Origin of the sequence: Pseudomonas saponiphila, assembly GCF_900105185.1 — a bacterium.
Lineage (GTDB): Bacteria > Pseudomonadota > Gammaproteobacteria > Pseudomonadales > Pseudomonadaceae > Aquipseudomonas > Aquipseudomonas saponiphila.
In genome coordinates, this window is record NZ_FNTJ01000001.1 from 541862 (window position 1) to 560091 (window position 18230).

General features: G+C 65.1%; 11 protein-coding genes. 7 read left to right on the forward strand and 4 right to left on the reverse strand.

The genetic code is table 11. The features are described 5' to 3' along the window. Positions 1-71 precede the first annotated feature (71 nt). The 3 genes from BLV47_RS02585 to BLV47_RS02595 are packed head-to-tail and all read right to left on the reverse strand — an operon-like array spanning position 72 to position 4996. Positions 72-2078 carry a CocE/NonD family hydrolase gene (locus BLV47_RS02585; protein ID WP_092309524.1) on the reverse strand — a complete coding sequence of 669 codons (2007 nt, stop codon included), beginning with the start codon at positions 2076-2078 and terminating at the stop codon, positions 72-74. A 48-nt stretch (positions 2079-2126) separates the two neighbouring features. Next, positions 2127-3428 carry an OprD family outer membrane porin gene (locus tag BLV47_RS02590; protein ID WP_092309527.1) on the reverse strand — a complete coding sequence of 434 codons (1302 nt, stop codon included), beginning with the start codon at positions 3426-3428 and terminating at the stop codon, positions 2127-2129. Continuing rightward, positions 3425-4996, reverse strand: a complete 1572-nt coding sequence (locus BLV47_RS02595) for a BCCT family transporter (protein ID WP_092309530.1) — start codon at positions 4994-4996, stop codon at positions 3425-3427. The genes BLV47_RS02590 and BLV47_RS02595 overlap by 4 nt, the downstream gene beginning before the upstream one ends. A gap of 581 nt (positions 4997-5577) precedes the next feature. Between BLV47_RS02595 and BLV47_RS02600 the strand changes: the two genes are divergently transcribed. The 7 genes from BLV47_RS02600 (at position 5578) to nirK (ending at position 17006) form a co-directional block, all read left to right on the forward strand. Continuing rightward, positions 5578-6369: a YfaP family protein gene (locus BLV47_RS02600; RefSeq protein ID WP_092309533.1), complete on the forward strand. Its 792-nt coding sequence runs from the start codon at positions 5578-5580 to the stop codon at positions 6367-6369. Positions 6370-6406: 37 nt separating this feature from the next. Beyond that, positions 6407-8119, forward strand: a complete 1713-nt coding sequence (locus BLV47_RS02605; protein WP_092309536.1) for a DUF2138 domain-containing protein — start codon at positions 6407-6409, stop codon at positions 8117-8119. Then, a complete protein-coding gene (locus BLV47_RS02610; RefSeq protein WP_092309539.1) occupies positions 8104-8763 on the forward strand; it encodes a DUF1175 domain-containing protein in 660 nt (219 codons plus the stop codon). The genes BLV47_RS02605 and BLV47_RS02610 overlap by 16 nt, the downstream gene beginning before the upstream one ends. Then, a complete protein-coding gene (locus tag BLV47_RS02615; RefSeq protein WP_092309542.1) occupies positions 8760-13337 on the forward strand; it encodes an alpha-2-macroglobulin family protein in 4578 nt (1525 codons plus the stop codon). The genes BLV47_RS02610 and BLV47_RS02615 overlap by 4 nt, the downstream gene beginning before the upstream one ends. A gap of 1 nt (position 13338) precedes the next feature. After that, positions 13339-14982, forward strand: a complete 1644-nt coding sequence (locus BLV47_RS02620) for a DUF2300 domain-containing protein (RefSeq protein WP_092309545.1) — start codon at positions 13339-13341, stop codon at positions 14980-14982. 3 nt (positions 14983-14985) lie between these two features. Next, a complete protein-coding gene (locus tag BLV47_RS02625; protein WP_016964896.1) occupies positions 14986-15804 on the forward strand; it encodes a YfaP family protein in 819 nt (272 codons plus the stop codon). A gap of 113 nt (positions 15805-15917) precedes the next feature. Continuing rightward, entirely contained in the window at positions 15918-17006 is a 1089-nt protein-coding gene (nirK, locus tag BLV47_RS02630) for a copper-containing nitrite reductase (RefSeq protein ID WP_092309548.1), read from the forward strand. A 33-nt stretch (positions 17007-17039) separates the two neighbouring features. On the opposite strand, the gene BLV47_RS02635 is transcribed toward nirK, so the two are convergent. Beyond that, positions 17040-18116 (reverse strand): dienelactone hydrolase family protein, encoded by a 1077-nt coding sequence (locus BLV47_RS02635; RefSeq protein WP_092309551.1) that lies wholly within the window; start codon positions 18114-18116, stop codon positions 17040-17042. Between the last annotated feature and the right edge of the window lie 114 nt (positions 18117-18230).

An 18230-nucleotide genomic window follows, 5' to 3' on the forward strand; every position in this document is an offset into this window, starting at 1 on the left:
CCAGTCTACAGGGGGCGGGCGCTGTGTCCTGCGTCCCGCCGAGTCTCGGAGATTGGGCATCCTGCCACGCTTTACAGCGTGGATCGGGCGATCCGTTTGTGCCACTGGCGTTGATGAATCTGCTGGCCGTCAAGCCTCGCCACCTGTGTGGCCTGCAGATAGAACCACTGAGTGTCGGCATGCAGGCCCAGGGTGCTGTCCACTTCCACCGACCAGCCCCCACGGCCGACCCGGTAGTGCCATTGGATGTCGGCCCGGGTCGACAGCGGGTCCCAGGGCCGGGTGCGGTATTGCTCGGTGCAGCGCTGGTCGACCCACAGCCCGTGATCAAGGAAACGCATGACGCCCAGGTCGTCGTCGATACGCACGCAGACTTCACCGCTGGCCACGTCTTCGTAGAGGGTGCGCTTGGGGGCGGCCTTGCGGATGATTTCCAGGTTGGCCGGTGGGGCGCTTTGCGGGGCCTCGAACGGGCACTCCACCGGCTCACCCATGAACACCGGTAACTGTACGCTCTGCACCTCGGGCAGCAGGGTCAGGGTGGTCAGCTCGCGGGCCGGCCATAGCAGCGGGAAGCTGGCGGTGCTCAACGCCAGGCGCAGGCGATAACCGGCCGGCAGGCGATAGCCGACGTGGTCGAGGCTGAAGCGAACCTGCAGCGGCGCGCCGGGCTCGGGTGGGTTGGCCACGGCAAAGTCCTCGCGCAGCGACAGGTTCAGAGTGCCATAGGTGATCTGCGCCACCTGACCGTCCGGGGCCACGGCATTGAGCCGGGCAACGATTTGCCCGCAAGGCCGGTCCGAGGTCAGGCGCAGGTCCAGGCGCACATCGCCCAGCAAGGCCAGGGGTTCGCTCAAGGGCTGGCTGTCGAAGCACAGCGAATGGGCGTCATCCCGGCGCTGGTCGGTGGGACCGTCCGGGCCGAACCAGATGGCGCAGTATTCGCCCTGATGCAGGCCGGTGGTCAGGGGCGAGCAGATGCTGCGTTTTTCGCTCAGCGCGTGCTCTCCCGCGCTGAGCCCGCTGGCGCTGAGGCTGAAGGTCTGCCACTGGATCTGTGGATCGGGCCAGCCGGCGGTCTGCACCCAGACACCCGGGCGCTCGGCGTAGCTGGCCTTGGGCGGCACGGCGTCCTGCAGGTAGAAGGTGCAGGCCGGCTCGTCCATCACCCCGTTGTCGATGCCCTTGAGCCAGTGGTCCCACCAGCGTTTGGCTTCCTGGAGAAAACCGATGGCTGGGTTGGGTACGGCAAAGTGCGGGTACTTGTGGATCCAGGGGCCGAGCAGGGCTTTCTTCGGGCCGCCAAGGTGCTGCATCAGGCGCGGCACGCTGTTCTTGTAGGCATCGCCCCAGCCGCCGACGCAGTACACCGCGGCCTTGATAGCCGCATAGTCCTCGCACACCGAGCCCTGGCGCCAGTAGTCGTCACGGGTCTGATGCTGCAGCCAGGTTTCGGCCAGCATCGGCATGGCGTCCAGGCGTTGCTGCCATTGCGCCTGCCAGTCCTGTACCAGCAGCGGGTCCGGTACGGCGGCGCTGAAGTTGAGCATGGTGGCGGCCCAGCCCTGGTTCTCCATCAGCAGGTTGCCGCCCTTGTAATGAATGTCGTCGGCGTAGCGGTCGTCGGTGGAGCACAGGGTAATGATGGCTTTCAGCGCAGCGGGTTGATGGGCGGCCACCTGCAGGCCGTTGAAGCCGCCCCAGGAGATGCCCATCATCCCCAGGTTGCCGTCGCACCAGGGTTGGGCGCAGAGCCAGTCGAGCACTTCCAAGGCGTCCTGCTGTTCCTGAGGCAAGTACTCGTCGGCCATCAAGCCCTGGGATTCACCGTTGCCACGCATGTCCACGCGCACGCAGGCGTAACCCTGGCCCGCCATCCAGGGGTGAGTCAGGGCGTCACGTACTGCGGTGCCGTCGCGCTTGCGATAGGGCAGGTATTCGAGAATCGCCGGGTAGCGCCGGGTGCCGGCATCGGCTGGCAACCAGATGCGCGCGGCCAGTTGGGTGCCGTCGCGCAGAGGGATCAGGCAGTGCTCGATCTCGCGGATCGGATGGGGAAAGTCGCGGATGACGTCCATGGGCTACTCCAGTCGATAAAGGGCCGGCGCCGGGCCGGGCGCGGTGAGTCACAGCAGGCTGAAGGGGTATTCGGTGACCAGGCGGATGTGGTCGACATCGCCGTTCGAGGTTCCGTGGATGCGATAGGTGCCCTGGCGCAGGCTCAGGGACAGGTCCTTGGCCACGCCGTTCTGCACCCGGTAGCTCAGGTCGATGTCCCGCTCCCAGTGGCGCTCCTTGTCGGCGTAGTAGCGGTAGGGGCTGTCCTGGGGGATCCGCCGGCCGTCGACATGGCTGCCGCGGATGTAGCGGGTGCCGAAGGACAGGCCGGGCAGGCCCAGGGGCTCCAGGTCGAGGCGATAGCCCAGGCTCCAGGAGCGTTCGCCGGGGCCGTTGAAGTCGGCGATCAACGAGGCGTTGGCCAGGTAGATCGAGCCGTGGAAGCCGCCGCCGCTCAAGGCCAGGTAGTCGAAGGGCTGCTGGCCATGGATGCGCTGGTGGGCCAGGGTCACGGTATGTGGACCCTCCTTCAGCGCCAGCGCCGCCGACCAGGCTGTGACCGCGATGTCTCCGGCCAGGGCCTTGCCGTCGTCCAGGGAGCGATAGAGTTGCAAGTCCAGGTTCAGGCTGCGCCGCGCCTCGGCGTCCAGGGGCTGGTCGAGGTTGAGATTGACGTAGTGCTGGCGCCACAGGTCCTGGTAGCGCGAGCTGTAGAGCCCCAGCCCGACCTGCGGATGCAACTGGTAGGTGCCGCCCAGATAGCTGGCGTCGCCGCCCTCGACCCTGGCGTAGCCAGCGTGGAAACCACCGCGATGACCGGTCTGGTTGAAGTCGCGGGAGGCGCTGAAGTGTCCGCCCTCCAGCAGCAGGCCCTCGACCTCGCGGCTGCTGAAGGCCAGGCCGGTGGCGGTGGCCGGCATCAGCCGGTTGTCGGCCAGGGCCAGCACCGGGGTCTGTGGCCGCAGGTCGCCGTACTTGAGCTCGGTATTGGACAGGCGCATTTTCAGCGCGCCCCCGGCGGTGGCCGACTCCCGCTTGCTGCTGCCGTCGCTGTCGCTGACCAGCATCATGGTCCGTGCCCGGCCACCGCCACTGTCGAGGCGGGTGGCGAAGTAGGCGTGGGCATCCAGGCCCCAGCCCAGGGTGCCCCGGGTGTAGCCGGAGGCGTAGTCCAGTTGCAGGCCCTGGCCCCACTCGCGGGCGTCCAGGTCCCACTGGCGATGGTCGTTGTTGCGGTAGTTGTTGCGCACCAGGCCGTTGATTCGGCTGTCCTCGACAAAGCCTCGGGATTGCGCCTGGTTGGCCTGGGCCAGCGCCGGACAGAGCAGCGTCAGGCCCAGGCCGCCCAGGATCAGGAGACGGACGTTCATGGGGTGGGCCCTCGTGCCGACTGGTTTTCCCCGGGCTGTTGCGCGGGCACCGGCGGTGTCAGCAGGGACGGGTTTTTCATCCAGATGATCAGCGCGCTGCTGGAGAGCAGGACGATCAGCATGCCCGGCAGGCCGCCCAGGTTGGAGAGCATCTTGACCCCGTCGATGCCGACGTAGGCCACCATCACCCAGGACACGCAACCGATGATCGCGCCCCAGATCACCTTGAGCAGCGGGCTGCCGTCCAGATCGGAATCGGCGGTGACCCCGCGACTGCACAGGTTGCCGATGACGTCGGTGCTGGAGTCGGCAGCTGTGACGAAGGAAATGAAGGCGATGAACAGCAGGAAGGCAATGATCAGGCCGCTCGCCGGCAACTGCTGGAACACCTGGTACAGCACATGCTCCACCCCCTGCTCGTTGAGCACGCGGTTGAGCAGGCCGTCACCCTGGGCGTCGAAGTACAGGCTGCTGCCGGAGAAGATGCAGATCCACAGGGCGGTGAACAGCGCCGGGTAGAGCATGGAGATGTGGATGAACTCGCGCACGGTGTAACCACGGCCGATCTTGCCCAGGAACATGGCGCTCACCGGGGCCCAGGCGAACCACACCGACCAGTAGAACACCGTCCAGCTCTGGGGCCAGTTGTCGCCGCTGGCCGCGCCGGTGAACAGGCTGCGGCTGAAGAAGCCCTGCAGGTAGACGCCGAAGGATTCGATACCGAGGCTGAGCATGTACAGGGTTGGCCCGCAGATCAGCACGAACAGCCCCAGGGCCAGCATGATCCAGGTGTTGAAGGTGGAGAACTTGACGATGCCCTTCTGCAAGCCGCTGGCGGCCGAGAACACGAAGGTGGCGACGATCACCGCGATGATCAGTCCCAGGCGCAGCGGTGTGGTGTCACCGCCGATGTACTGGCTCAGGCCACCGGACAGGGTCAGCGCGCCTGTGCCCAGGGAGGAGGCCATGCCCGCTACCAGGGCGAACATCGCCAGGGTGTCGATCAGTCCGGCATGGCGTCGGACCCATTTTTCGCCGAGCAGCGGTTGCAGCATGGCGCCGATGGAGAAGTTGCCCCGCAGGTTGTAGAACACCAGGGCGAACACCAGCGACGGCACCAGGTAGATGGCGTAGGGCGTGAGGGTCCAGTGCAGGAACATGCTGGACATGGCGAAGTGCTTGGCCTCGCTGCTGCCGGCTTGGATGTTCAGGCTCGGGGGCGGGCCATACAGGTGATAGAGCGGCTCGGCGGTGGTCCAGAACAGCACGCCGACCGCCAGGGTGGTGCACAGGGCCACCATGAACCAGCGCCACTTGCTCAGCAGTGGCTTGGCGTCTTCGCCACCGATGCGCACCCGCCCCAGGGGCGAAAAGTAGACGATGGCGGTCAGCATCAAGAGAAAGAAGCTGCCGGCGCTGAACAGCCAGGAAAAGTTGTCGAGGATGATCCGGTTGAGTTGCCTGCTCACCGCCAGGAAGCCCTGCAGATCAAGGTAACTGGCGATCACCGCTGCCAGCAGAATCAGGAAGGTGGGCCAGAAGACCCAGGCTCTTAACGGATACTTCATCAGTGAGGCACTCCCGTTGCTTATCTTTTTTATGGCCAGGCGAGGCCGCAGTTGCAGGGCGCCGCAGTGCAGCGCTGCGACGGTCCTAGATAAGCGTTGAGCGGCGTGCGGTAGCAATCGACTAATGGGTATGGGGTCATTCCCTGAGGGAATGCGCGATGGCACCAGGCCGCCAGGGGTGATGGGCGCAACAGGCATTCCAGAGCGCTCGCCGCCGGGGCGATCGGAGGCTGTCGGCGATTGGCGGCAAGACCCTTGCGAGTGCCGGAGAGGCGGATCCTGTGGGGCAGATTCGTACTTGAACTAAGGCTGTTTCTTGTCGAACGGCGGAAAGCGTAAATGGTGGCTGAAAGCCACCTTTTTCGGCGTGTGTAATGTCGCCGTAATGGCATTTGCCCTGCGGGTTTCAGCGGGGTGTCGATTGCCGTGCAAAATCCCGGTCCGGCAATTGTGTAACAGACGGCAAATCGCTAATCTGCGGCCTTTCCGACGCCCGCACTCGCTGGGCCGTTTTCCGAATGTTTGCAGCCGCGCCGAGGATCTGGCGCCAGGGTTTTCCCATGCATGGCAGGACGCAGTACATGCGCGTTTTCTCCTCCCTTCTGCTGACCTTGCTGCTGGCCGGCACGGTGCTCGCCGAGCCCTCCGCCGAGCTGCAGGAACCCCTGGCCGGCTGGCGCTATTCCGGCTTGCTGGACCGTACCGAGCAGGACCGTGTGGCCTATCCGACGCCACCCATCGATCGCGGCATCCAGCGCAATCGCACCCTGATCGAGGGCCAGCTCAAGGCCATCGGCCATTTGCGCCAGCCCCACAGCCTGTCGGTCAACGGCAACCCGCTGAATCTGTACACCGACGAACAGGGTCGCTTCGCCCGCCCTTACGCGTTCGGCGCCGGTTCCAACAGCGTCGAAGTGCGCAGCTCCGAGGGCAAGTCCCTCAAGCGCGTGCAGTTCTACGAAGCCAATCAGAACAAGACGCCGCCGCGGATCCGCGTGGTGCTGGGCTGGGACGATCCCAAGGCCGAGCTGGACATGCACATCATTACCCCAGACGGCCAGCATGCGTTCTTCGGCCATCCCGGCCTGACCAATGGCGGCGGCCTGGACCCGGACGGCGTCGACGGCCCGGGCCCGGAAATGTTCACCATGACCGCGCCGCTGCGGGGCACCTATCTGATCTACGTCAACTACTGGGGCAACTTCGGCAGCGGCGGGTACAACTTCGACGAAGGCAGCAATCAGAACGAGGTGATCACCTCGCAGATCAACCTGATCCTTAACGAAAACACCGTCGATGAGAAACGCGAGACCTTTATCGTGCCCATGCGGGCCATCGGCGACCTGTTGCTGGTCAAGTCTTTCAACTATTGAACATCCCGCACCACGGATGAATTGGGCTTTGTGAATCATGAGCGAAAACACCGCATCCCCGGCGGCCGGCGTGCCCGGTCCTGAACACTCCGGCAGCAAACGGCGCTGGCCGGCTCTGGTGGCGGGCCTGTGCCTGGTGGCGGCCGCCATCGCGGGCGTGGGCTGCAAGCCCAAGACCTCGGTGGCGGAACTGGCTGGCGACAAGCTGGGCCTGAGTCGCCCTGACGGCCTGCTGGAAACCCATTCCCTGACGCAACTGCCCAAGGATCTGCTGGCGGTGCCTTTCCTCAAGGACACCCTGACCGAGGACTTCGTCTTCTATTACCAGGCCCATGCCGACCGTCTGGGCCTGATCGGCAGTCTGCGGCGGATCATCTACGAGCATGACCTGAAACTGCAGGACAACCTGATCGAGCAACTGTTCGACCAGCCGGCGGATGTGGCGTTGTGGCGCGGTGCCGACGGGCGCCTCAAGGACTTCCTGCTGGTGATGGACCGCGGCGGGCTGGCCAAGCTGCTGGAGCCCCTGGCCAAGGTCGCCCTGGACGATACGCAACTGAGCAAGCTGGCCGAGCTCAAGGTCGGCGGCGATGCGGTGACGCTGTACCAACTGAACTACAACGCCGGCAAGTCCCTGGCGTTCGCCTCCCACGGCGACAAGCTGGTGGTGTTGTCCAACCCGGGCAAACTGTACGACCTGAGCCAAGGTGCCGACGATGAACACGGCGCCGTCTCCACGGCGGCCCTGGAGGCGCTGCTCAACGGTGACAAGCTGTTCCCCGAGGCGTTCGGCCTGGAGGCGCGCAAGCCCGAGGTGCAGCAGCGGCTGGCGGTCAACGCCGGAGTCCTGGCCATGGGTTACCAGCGCTTCATCCCCAACTTCGCCGGCCTGCGTTTCGACATGGACGACAAGGGCTGGCACAGCTACCTGGCCTTGCAAGAGCAGGACAACCAGCCGGACTTCGACTTCAAGCCGATCTGGCAGGCCATGCCCATGGGCGCCAGTGCCTGCGTGGCGCTGCCCCTGGCGGCGCAGCAGCAGAAGCCGCTGCTGGTCAAGCTCGGCGCCGAAGAAGCGGTGGCCACCACCCTCACCGAACACATGGCCGGCACCGCTGGCCTGTGCTGGTACGCCGACTCGCGGCTGTACACGCCGCTGCTGGTGGCCAGCCTCAAGGACGAGGACAACACCAAGCTCGATGCAGAGCTGGGCAAGCTGTTCGGTTCCATGGTCGGGGCCCGGGAAAGCAAGGTGCCGGAGCGCCTGTTCCCGGTGGTCGAGCAGCACAATGGCGAGGTGCACCAGTGGCAGCGCCAGGTCAGTTCCAACTTCGGCCAGTACCCGGCCAAGGAGGCCAAGGACCCGCAAGCCATCACCGGCCGCGCCTTCATGCAGGTCAGCCTGGCCCGCCACGGTTCGACCCTGGTGTTCTCCCTGGACGACAAGCTGGTGACCAAGGCCCTGGGCACCCTGGACAAGCGCTTCCCGCCCCTGGCCGACGTGGTGCCCAAGGATGCGCTGATGCCGGTGTACCTGGGGCCGCAATCCCTGGCGCAGTTGATCCAGCAGGAAACCTTCGACAGCCTGCCCCAGGACATGGAGCCGGTGTTCAACAACGCCGCACAAACCTACCTGGTGCCCAAGCTGCGCAGCCTCGGCGGTTATGGCAAGTACGCCCTGACCCTGCCTGAAGGCAGCGAACCCAACGGCCACTGGCAATGGCTGCCCCTGCAATGGCGCGCGCTGTGAGTGCATGGCGCAAGAGTCTGTCCAGCCTCGGCCTGTTGGCCCTGTTGCTGAGCCATGCCGTGGGCGCGACCCAGGCGCCGCCGCTGGACGTGCAGCAGTCCCAGGTGTTTCGTGCCTGGTTCGTGCGCATTGCCCAGGAGCAACTGAGCCAGGGGCCGAGCCCGCGCTGGTATCAGCAGGACTGCGCCGGGCTGGTGCGCTTTGCCGCCAACGAAGCGCTCAAGGTCCACGACAGCAAGTGGCTGCGGGCCAACGGCCTGTCCAATCGCTACCTGCCGCCAGAGCTGCAACTGAGCGAAGGCCAGCGCGGCCTGGCCCAGCAGTGGCAGCAGGGCGGCGGGCAGACCGGGCCCTACGTCAATGCGATCAAGCTGATCCAGTTCAACAGCCATCTGGTCAGTCGTGACCTGGGCCAGGCGCGCCCCGGCGACCTGCTGTTCTTCGACCAGGGCGACGACCAGCACCTGATGATCTGGATGGGCCGTAACATCGCCTATCACACCGGCACCACCACCCCCACCGACAACGGCATGCGCTCGGCCAGCGTGCAGCAACTGATGACATGGAAGGACACCCGATGGATACCCGACCCCGCCAACCCCAACTTCATCGGCATCTATCGACTGAACTTCCTCACCCAATGAGCGAATCGCGTATGTGGCGTTTTCTGTTTCGACTGACTGTTGTTCTGACCCTCGTGGCCCCCGCGAGCCTGGTCAATGCCGAAGACTCGGTGCCGTCCAGCGATTACGCGGCGGTCTCCGGCGAGAGTTTCTTCCTGCTGGCCGACAGCAGCTTTGCCAGCGATGAGCAGGCCATGGTGCGCCTTGAGGCCCCGGGCCGGGATTACCGGCGCTTTCGCATGGAACCCTACGGCGGTGCCGACATCCGGGTGTACCGGATCAACCAGCCGCTGGACTTCCTCAAGCGGCAGAAAAACCTGCACCGGGTGGTCAGCGACGGCCAGTTCAAGGGCGAGGGCCTGTCCAACACCCTGGCCTACCTGTGGGACAACTGGTATCGCAAATCCCGTCGGGTGATGCAGCGGGCGTTCTCCTACGAGTCGCGCAAGCAGGTGACCGAGGAGGTGCCGGAATTGAAGGTCGGCAACTCCATGCTGGCGCCTACCCCCTATGACGCCCAGCCGCAGTTCGCCCTGATCCCGGGGCTGCCGCTGGTGACCCAGTTCCGTTATCCGCTGTGGCAGGCCAAGCCGATCCAGCCGCCGGCCGGGGTTGACCTGTCCGGTTCCTCCAGCCAGTTCATCAATGTCGCGCCGGGCAACGTCTATATCCCGCTGGGGCAACTCAAGCCGGGCCTGTACCTGGTGGAAGCCCTGGTGGGCAAGTACCGCGCCACCACCATGGTCTTTGTTTCCAACACCGTGGCGGTGAGCAAGATCGCCGGCGACGAGTTGCTGGTCTGGGCCGCGGGCAAGCATGAAGGCAACTCGGTGCCTAAGGTCAACGTACTGTGGACCGATGGCCTGGGCTTGATGAACAGCGGCGCCACCGACGAACAGGGCCTGGTGCGCCTGAAACACGTCAGCCCCGAGCGCTCCTATGTGATAGGCGAGGACCAGGAAGGCGGGGTGTTCGTCTCCGAGAACTTCTATTACGACAGCGAGATCTACGACACCAAGCTCTATGCCTTCACCGACCGGCCGCTGTATCGCCCGGGAGACTGGGTATCGCTGAAGATCGTCGGTCGCGAGTTCAAGAACGCCCGGGATTCGGTGCAGCCGGGGGCTGGGACGGTGAATGTCAGCGTGCTGGATGCCGCTGGCACCGCGCTGCAGAACCTGACCCTGAACCTGGATGCCAAGTCCGGCACTCAAGGCCGCTTCCAACTGCCGGAAAACGCCGTGGCCGGTGGTTATGAATTGCGTTTTGGCTACAAGGACCAGGTCTACAGCAGTGCCTTCCGCGTGGCCGAATACATCAAGCCGCATTTCGAGATTTCCCTGAGCCTGGCCAAGGCGGATTTCAAGACCGGTGAGCCGGTGAAGGGCAATCTGGTGCTGCTCTATCCGGACGGCAAGCCGGTGGCCAATGCGCGCCTGCAGCTGAGCCTGCGGGCCCAGCAACTGTCGATGGTGGACAACGAGCTGCAGTACATGGGCCAGTTCCCGGTGGAACTGACCAGCGCCGAGCTGACCACCGACGCCAAGGGCAGTGCCACCCTCGATCTGCCAGCGGCCAGCAAGCCGAGCCGCTATATGCTCACCGTGTTCGCCAGTGACGGCGCGGCCTACCGGGTCAAGACCACCAAGGAAATCCTCATCGAGCGTGGCGCGGCAAGCTTCAGCCTGAGTGCGCCGCAGCGTTTCAGCGCCGCCGGCGACAAGGTGCAGTTCAGCTACCTCAACCAGAACACCGGCGAGCAGGGCAAGAAGGTTTCCCCCAGCCGCTACAGTTGGGTGCGCCTGGAAGACCAGTCCACCGGCGAGGGCAAGCTGGGTGAGGCCGACAAGGGCTTTGCCCTGGCCTTCGAGCGTCCCGGCACCTACAACCTGACCCTGAAGGACGAACATGATCGGGTCCTGGGCGGCACCAGCCACTCGGTCACCGGCGAAGGGGTGAAAGCGGTGCCGGGCACCGTGGAAATCGTTCTCGACAAGCCCGAATACCAGGCCGGTGACGAAGCGCTGGCGCTGATCACCTTCCCCGAGCCGATCAACGACGCGCTGCTGTCGCTGGAGCGCGACAAGGTCGAGGCCACGGCGCTGCTGTCCAAGGGCGCTGACTGGCTGAAGGTGGAAAAGCTCAGCCCCACTCAATACCGCGTCCGGGTGCCGGTGAAGGACAACTTTGCGCCGAACCTGACCTTCTCCGTGCTCTACACCAAGGGCGGCGAGTACAGCTTCCAGAACGCCGGGATCAAGGTGCTGACGCCGCAGATCGATGTGGCCATCCACACCGACAAGGACAAGTACCAGCCGGGTGACCTGGTCACCGTTGACCTGTCCACCCAGTTCGCCGGCAAACCGGTGCCGGCGCACCTGACGGTCAGCGTGGTGGACGAAATGGTCTACGCCCTGCAACCGGAAGTGGCGCCAAGCATCGACCAGTTCTTCTATCACCCACGGCGCAACAACGTGCGCACCAGCGCCAGCCTGTCGTTCATCAGCTACGACGTGGCCCTGCCGGGCAGCCCCACCGCACCGGGCAAGGCCAACCGCAGCGAACGCGGGGTCAAGGTGCTGGAGCGACCACGGCGCGAAGACGTCGATACCGCTGCCTGGCAGCCGGAACTGTTGACCGATGGCAGCGGCAAGGCGCGTTTCACCTTCCGCATGCCCGACTCCCTGACCCGCTGGCGCATCACTGCCCGGGCCATCGCCGATGACGGCCAGGTGGGGCAGAAGAAGCAGTTCGTGCGCTCGGAAAAGCCCCTGTACCTGAAGTGGAGCGGCCCGACCCGTTTCCGCAGTGGCGACAAGCCGGACCTGGGGCTATTTGTCTTCAGCCAGTCCGAACAGACGGCCAAGGCCGAGCTGGTGGTGCGTTATGCCGGGGAGTCCCAGCGTTTGCCGTTGACCCTCAACAGCGGTATCAACTACGTGGCGCTGCCGGCCATTGCCCCGGGCAACGGTGAGTGGAGCGCCGAGCTGGTGCAAGGCGGCAAGACCGTGGATGCCCTGGCCGTGCGCCTGCTGAGCAGTGCCGCCGGTTGGCAGACGGTGCAGGCCCAGAGCCTGGACGTGGCCGGCACCAGCACACCGTTGGGCCTGCCGGCCGATGCCGCAGAGATCCGCCTGCGCCTGGACGATAGCCCGCAAGCGCTGTTCCGTTCGGCCCTGGACGACCTGCTGGAATACCCTTATGGCGGCGTCGAACAGACCGCCAGCCAGTTGCTGCCGTTGAGCGTTGCCTACCCGGCGCTGGCCAGCAATCCGCAGGTTCGCGACCGCTTGCGCCTGATGATGCAGAACAGCCGCCTGCGCCTGGTGCACATGGCCGGGCCGGAAGCCGCGTTCACCTGGTGGGGCGAAGACGCCGATGCCGATGCCTTCCTCACCGCTTACGCCTATTACGCCGATTGGCATGCCAGCAAGGTCATGGACCTGAACCTGCCGCCGGAGCACTGGCAGCGGGTGCTGGAGGTCTATGCCAAGCAGGCCGGCAATACGCCGTTGCTGCAACGGGCGCTGATCCTGTCCTTTGCTCGTGAGATGAACCTGCCGATCGCCACGCTGGTCAGGGGCCTGATGGACGATCTGGCCAAGGTCGGCAGCGGTCCGGCTGACAGCGTGGACGCTGGCAGCAGCGACAGCCTGGTGATGGCGGATCCGGATTCGGCCCTTGGTCTGGCTGGTGCCCGGGTGTTGACCGCGGCCCTGGCGCGGGATGCCAAGGTCACCCCGCCAGCGGCTTTCGTGGCGCAGTTGGACGCGGCCCAGCAACAGCTCGACCTCAGTTCGCAGCCGTTCGCCCAGGCCATCAACCTGTCCTTGAAGCCCTTCGATCAAGCGACGGCGCGTACCCTGCTGCAACGCCTGCTGCCATCGCAACCGACTCTGGACCGAGCCCTGGCCCTGACCTGGCTGCAGCGCAGCGTGGCTCAGGCAGCACCGGCCGTGGCCCTGAATCCGGGGCAGGGCTGGCAAGCGCAACAGGGCGCCAGCGGTGAACGCTACTGGCTGTGGCAGGGCCCGCAAGTGCCTGCGGTGTTGACCCTGGATCCGTTGCCGGAGCGGCCGTTGCGCGCTTCTCTCAGCTACCAGAGCCAGCAGGAGGCGGGCACGCCATTGCCGGTGAACATCACCCGTCGTCTGTTGCGCCTGGTGCCGGGCGACGAGGCTTTCACCTTCAAGCTGGAGCCGGTGGGCAACAAGCCGATCGCCAGTGATGGCCTGTACCTGGACGAAGTGATCATCGCCAATCAGAGCAAGCGGCCGCTGCTGTACGGCATGCTGGAAGTGCCGTTGCCACCGGGTGCCGATGTCGAGCGCACCACCTGGGGGATCAAGCTGGCCGGTCCTGCGGGCACGGAAGCGGCGTCCCTGGAAAAGGCCCGCTTCGAACCCGGGCAGATGAGCTACGCGGTGCCGCTGGATGCCTTGAACGACAGCAGCGAAGTGCGTCTGCGGCACTTGATCCGCTTCTCCCAGAAGGGCCAGTTCAACCTGCCTGCGGCACGTTTCTACCAGGTCTATGCACCGGAGCATCAGGCTCGGGAAAGCACACCGACACTGGGTCAGGTCACGGTCAAATAACATGACGCGGTGTTGGGCCTGGTTGTGCCTGTGTCTACTCCCTGGGCTGGTGACAGCCCAGGACGAGCCTCTGCGCCTGGCCTGGAAAACCGCCCCGGACAGCGAGCTGGTGAGCCTGAGCAAGACCCAGGTGCTGGCTCGCGAGCCGTTGCCGCAGGATCTGCTGGCCCCCCTGGGCAGTGTCTGGAAGCTCTTTGTCTACGCCTGGTTGGTGGACACCGGCGCGCAAGAGCCGGCCTATGCCTGCCAGGGCAAGTCCAGGGATGAGGTCTATTGCTGCACGGCCGGTGGCAGCATCGCCCGGGATCAGGCCCTGGTCCGTTCCTGTGGGTTGTACTTCGAGCCGCAACGCTTGCAGCTGTCCAGCGCTGACTGGCGCCGGTACTGGCAAGCCCGCCATGCGCCGGAGTGGTTGCGCGATCTCGACCGCCTGCAGCCGCAGACCCGGGTGCCGGTGGTAGAGCTGCTGCAGGTGCTGGCGCAGTTGCCGGCCCAGGAGACGGCCCGCCGGGTGTTGCTGGATGTGGTGCTCAGCGCCTCCGATGGCACGGTGCTGGGAGCCTTGGGTGGGCGCCTGCGGGTCAAGACCTGGAGCTGGCTGGCGGATCAGGACCCGCAGTCGCGCCAGGGCGGTTTTGCCGGGTGGCTGGTGGACGGCACGCCCCTGTGGGTGGGTGGACGAGGCACCAGTCAGCGGGTGTTGAAGGATTACGCCGAGGTTCTGGACCAGGTGCTGCCGGACAAACCGCCTGTGGATAAAGGCCGCTGTGTCGAAGTCAGCCTGTTTTCCCGCTACCCGCTGAAAAGCGTCAGCCAGAACGGCCGGGCCGTCAGGCCAGGTGCCCTGCAAGGGGATTACCGGGTGGAATTCGCCAATGGCAATCAATTGGATATCCACAGTGGCGGCGAGCTTTTCCTGCAAGCTGGCGCCTCGGCCCTGCAACTGGTGGCTCGCCTGGACCGCGAGGAATACGTGGCCCGGGTGCTGCAGCGCGAGGCTTCCAGCGAACCCCGGGAAGCCGCCAAGGCCCTGGCCGTGGCGATCCGTACCTATCTGCTGCAGAACGCCGGGCGCAGTGGCGAATGCCTGAGCATCGACGACAGCAGCAACCGCCAGCGGGTCGCCCCGCGTCCGGCCACCGCCGAGGCACGGGCCATCGCCGCCTGGACCAGTGATCTGGTGCTGGCTGGCACGCAAGTCACCTACCACTCGGACCTGATTGCGCCGGACAAGCTGTCCTGGCAGCAGGCCGTGGAACAAGCGAACTCCGGCCAGCGTTATGACGCCATCCTGCTGCATGCCTATCCGCGCGCCAGCCTCAGCCGCTGGGACAACCCGGTGGCCTCCTGCGAACCCTTGCCGGCGGCCCAGGATTGGCTGCTGAAGCAGCGTCGGCGCTGGCGCCAGCCGCTGGAGCAAGAGATTGGCTACAACGAAATCAGCCAGTTCGCGGTGTGCCGCCTGAGCTTCGGCCGGCCCTACGTCGACCGTGAACGGCAACGCATCTACGTGCGTGGCGTGCTCTCGCTGCAAGACCGCCTCGACCTGACTCACGAATACCTGCACCTGGCCTTTGAAGCTCATCCCAACGGCCAGGATGAAACCTACATCGAAGGGCTCGCCCGTCATCTTTTATTGGAATAGGCCATGAAACTTCCTGCTCCCCCGGTCCTCCTGTTCCTTTGTGGAATGTTCAGCCTGCCCATGGCCCTGGCCGATAGCGGCATCCGGCTCGACACCCCCAAGGGCGGCTGGCGGACCCGCGCCGTCGATGGCGAGCAATACATCCAGGAGGTCAACTACCCGGCCTCCTCGGTGAACACGCCCCAGGGCCAGGCCGATACCGCGCGGATTCGCGGACAGATCAAGGGCGCGCCCAAGGCGAGCAAAGAGCCGGGCAAGCTGATCGTCAACGGCGTCAGCATGCCGCTCAAGTTCGACGAGCAAGGCGGCTTCGACCGGCCTTACTCATTTCCCAACGGCAGCAACAGCGTGGAGGTGCGCAGCCCCGACGGTCAGCAACGCAAGCGCGTGCAGTTTCTCAATACCGGTGGGGGCGTGACCCCGCCCAAGTTGCGGGTGCTGCTGTCCTGGGACAGCGACAACACCGACCTCGACCTGCATCTGGTGACCCCCGATGGCGCGCACATCTGGTATGGCGATCGCGTGGCCCCCAACGGCGCGACCCTGGACGTGGACGTGACCACCGGCTACGGCCCGGAGATTTTCTCCATGCCGGCGCCGCTCAAGGGCCAGTACCTGGTCTACGTGAACTACTACGGTGGCGGTTATCGCAGTGATGACGACGAAGATGGCGGCCAGGAAAACGCCGTGCAGCCGCTGACCACGGCCCAGGTCACGGTGATCACCGAGGAAGGCACGCCGGATGAGAAGAGCGAATCCTTCATCGTGCCGATGCGCGCCCCCGGAGAGCTGACCCTGGTGCGCAGTTTCAGCTATCCATGATCGAGCGCAACGGATGGGCTTTCCCGGCCATCCGTTCATTGCCCTGAGACAATACGAGCGCCCGGCGTTTGCCTTGCAATGAAACACCATTCATTGGCAGGGATAAGCAGAGCATGGGTGCTTTTCAATCGTGGTTGAAGTGCTGTGTGGTGGCCGGCAGCTGTTTCTCCGGCCTGGTGTTGGCCGCGGGCACCGACGGGTTGCAGCGGGTCAAGGTGGATCTGGTGGCGCCGCCTCAGGTGCATGCCCACGAGCAGGTGGTCAGCGGGCCGCCGAAGGTCGTGCAGTTCCACATGGCGGTGGAAGAAAAGAAAATGGTCGTGGATGACCAGGGCACCACCCTGCAGGCCATGACCTTCAACGGCTCCATGCCCGGCCCGACGCTGGTGGTGCACGAGGGCGACTACGTCGAACTGACCTTGAGCAACCCGGCCAGCAACAGCATGCCGCACAACATCGACTTCCATGCCGCCACCGGTGCCCTGGGCGGGGCCGCGCTGACCCAGGTGGTGCCGGGCCAGGAGGTGGTGCTGCGTTTCAAGGCTGATCGTAGCGGCACCTTTGTCTATCACTGTGCGCCGTCGGGAATGGTGCCCTGGCACGTGGTCTCGGGCATGAGTGGAACCCTGATGGTGCTGCCTCGCGACGGCTTGAAAGACCCTGCCGGCAAGCCCTTGCGCTATGACCGGGCCTACACCATCGGCGAGTTCGACCTGTACATCCCCAAGGATAAGGACGGGCATTACAAGGACTACCCGGACCTGGCATCCAGCTACCAGGACACCCGTGAAGTGATGCGCAAGCTGACTCCGAGCCATGTGGTGTTCAACGGCCGGGTGGGAGCCCTGACCGGGGCCAATGCGCTGACCGCCAAGGTCGGGGAAAGTGTGCTGTTCATCCATTCCCAGGCTAACCGCGACAGTCGTCCGCACCTGATTGGCGGCCATGGCGACTGGGTCTGGACCACCGGCAAGTTCGGCAATGCCCCGATGCGCAATCTGGAAACCTGGTTTATCCCCGGCGGTTCGGCGCTGGCCGCGCTCTACACCTTCAAACAGCCTGGCACCTACGTGTACCTCAACCACAACCTGATCGAGGCCATGGAGTTGGGGGCGCTGGCTCAGGTCAAGGTCGAAGGCACCTGGGATGATGACCTGATGACACAGGTAAAAGCCCCGGGGCCCATTGTTCCGGCCAAGTGATAGCGGCCGGGGCTCAGGCCACGGTGCCTGGTATCAGAGGTTCAGGGCGAATTTCAGGTAGCCCGGGTACGCCTGGCGCCAGTCGTTCTGGAAGGTATGGCCTTCGGCATGTTCATGGCTCTGGACCTGGTTGCCGGGCTCCAGGGCCTGCTGCGTGGTGGCGGTGAGTTTCTGGTTGCTCTCGTGCTCCTGGGCGCCATGGACGATGACGATGCGCTTGTCCCGGGCCTGGGTTTCGCCGAAAGGAATCCGGTAGCCGCCGGGGGATAGCAGCAAGGCGCCGCTGTAGTGCTGCGGGTATTCGGCGATCAGGTGCGAGGCGTGCTCGGCGCCTTGGGAAAAGCCCATCAGGACGATGCGCGAGCGATCGATGCGGGTCTGCTTTTCCAGTGTCTTCAACGCCGCGCTGACCGCCTCCTGGGTCGGAGCAACCGAATGCTGGTGCCACATGAACTGGTGCTCGTTGCGCTTGAGGGTACCGTTGATACCCACCAGCACGGCCTGCTCTCCCACAAGGTCGGTGCGCATATCGATGCCGTCGCTGCCCTCGGTGCCGAATCCCGACAGCCAGACCACCACCGGCCAGCCCTCGGTTGGGGCCTTGCCCTGGGGAATGCTGAAGGCTGCAAGGCCCGCGTCCTTGGCCTTGGCCGGGTAGTTCTTCTCGGCGGCCTGCAGCAGCTTCTGGTAGGCCGGGGTCTGTTGCAGGGATTGCAGTTCGTCGTCTTCCTTGAGGATTACCCACTGCCAGAAGCCACGCTCGCGGGCTTGATCGAGGAACTCGGCGGCGCGCTTGTTCTTGTCCATGGCGGCCAGGCTGCCTGCCGCCTGGTAAGAGGCGTAGGCATTCTTCGGGTCGAGACGTGCAGCGGTCAGGTAGTAGGCAAGGGCGCCGGCGTAGTTGTCGTGCTGGCTCTTTTCGTTGTCGCCGGCCTCGATGAAATCGGCCGGCGTGGCGTCGTCCAGGTACAGATTGGCCATGGCCGCAAGGCCTTGCCAGCGGCCTTTGGCGACATCCTGCTGGTCATCGGCGTGGACGCTGGTGAGGCCGAGGGCGGTAGATAGGCAGAGGAACGACAGCGGCAGGCGTACAGCGGCCGGCAACGACATGACTGAGAGTCCTTTTTCAGTGGAAGACGCCTCGGGCGGGGGCCCAAAACGGCGCGCAGCTTAACATGGCAGGTCGCTTCCCTCGACGACCTGCGCATTCGCCGTTGTCAGTGT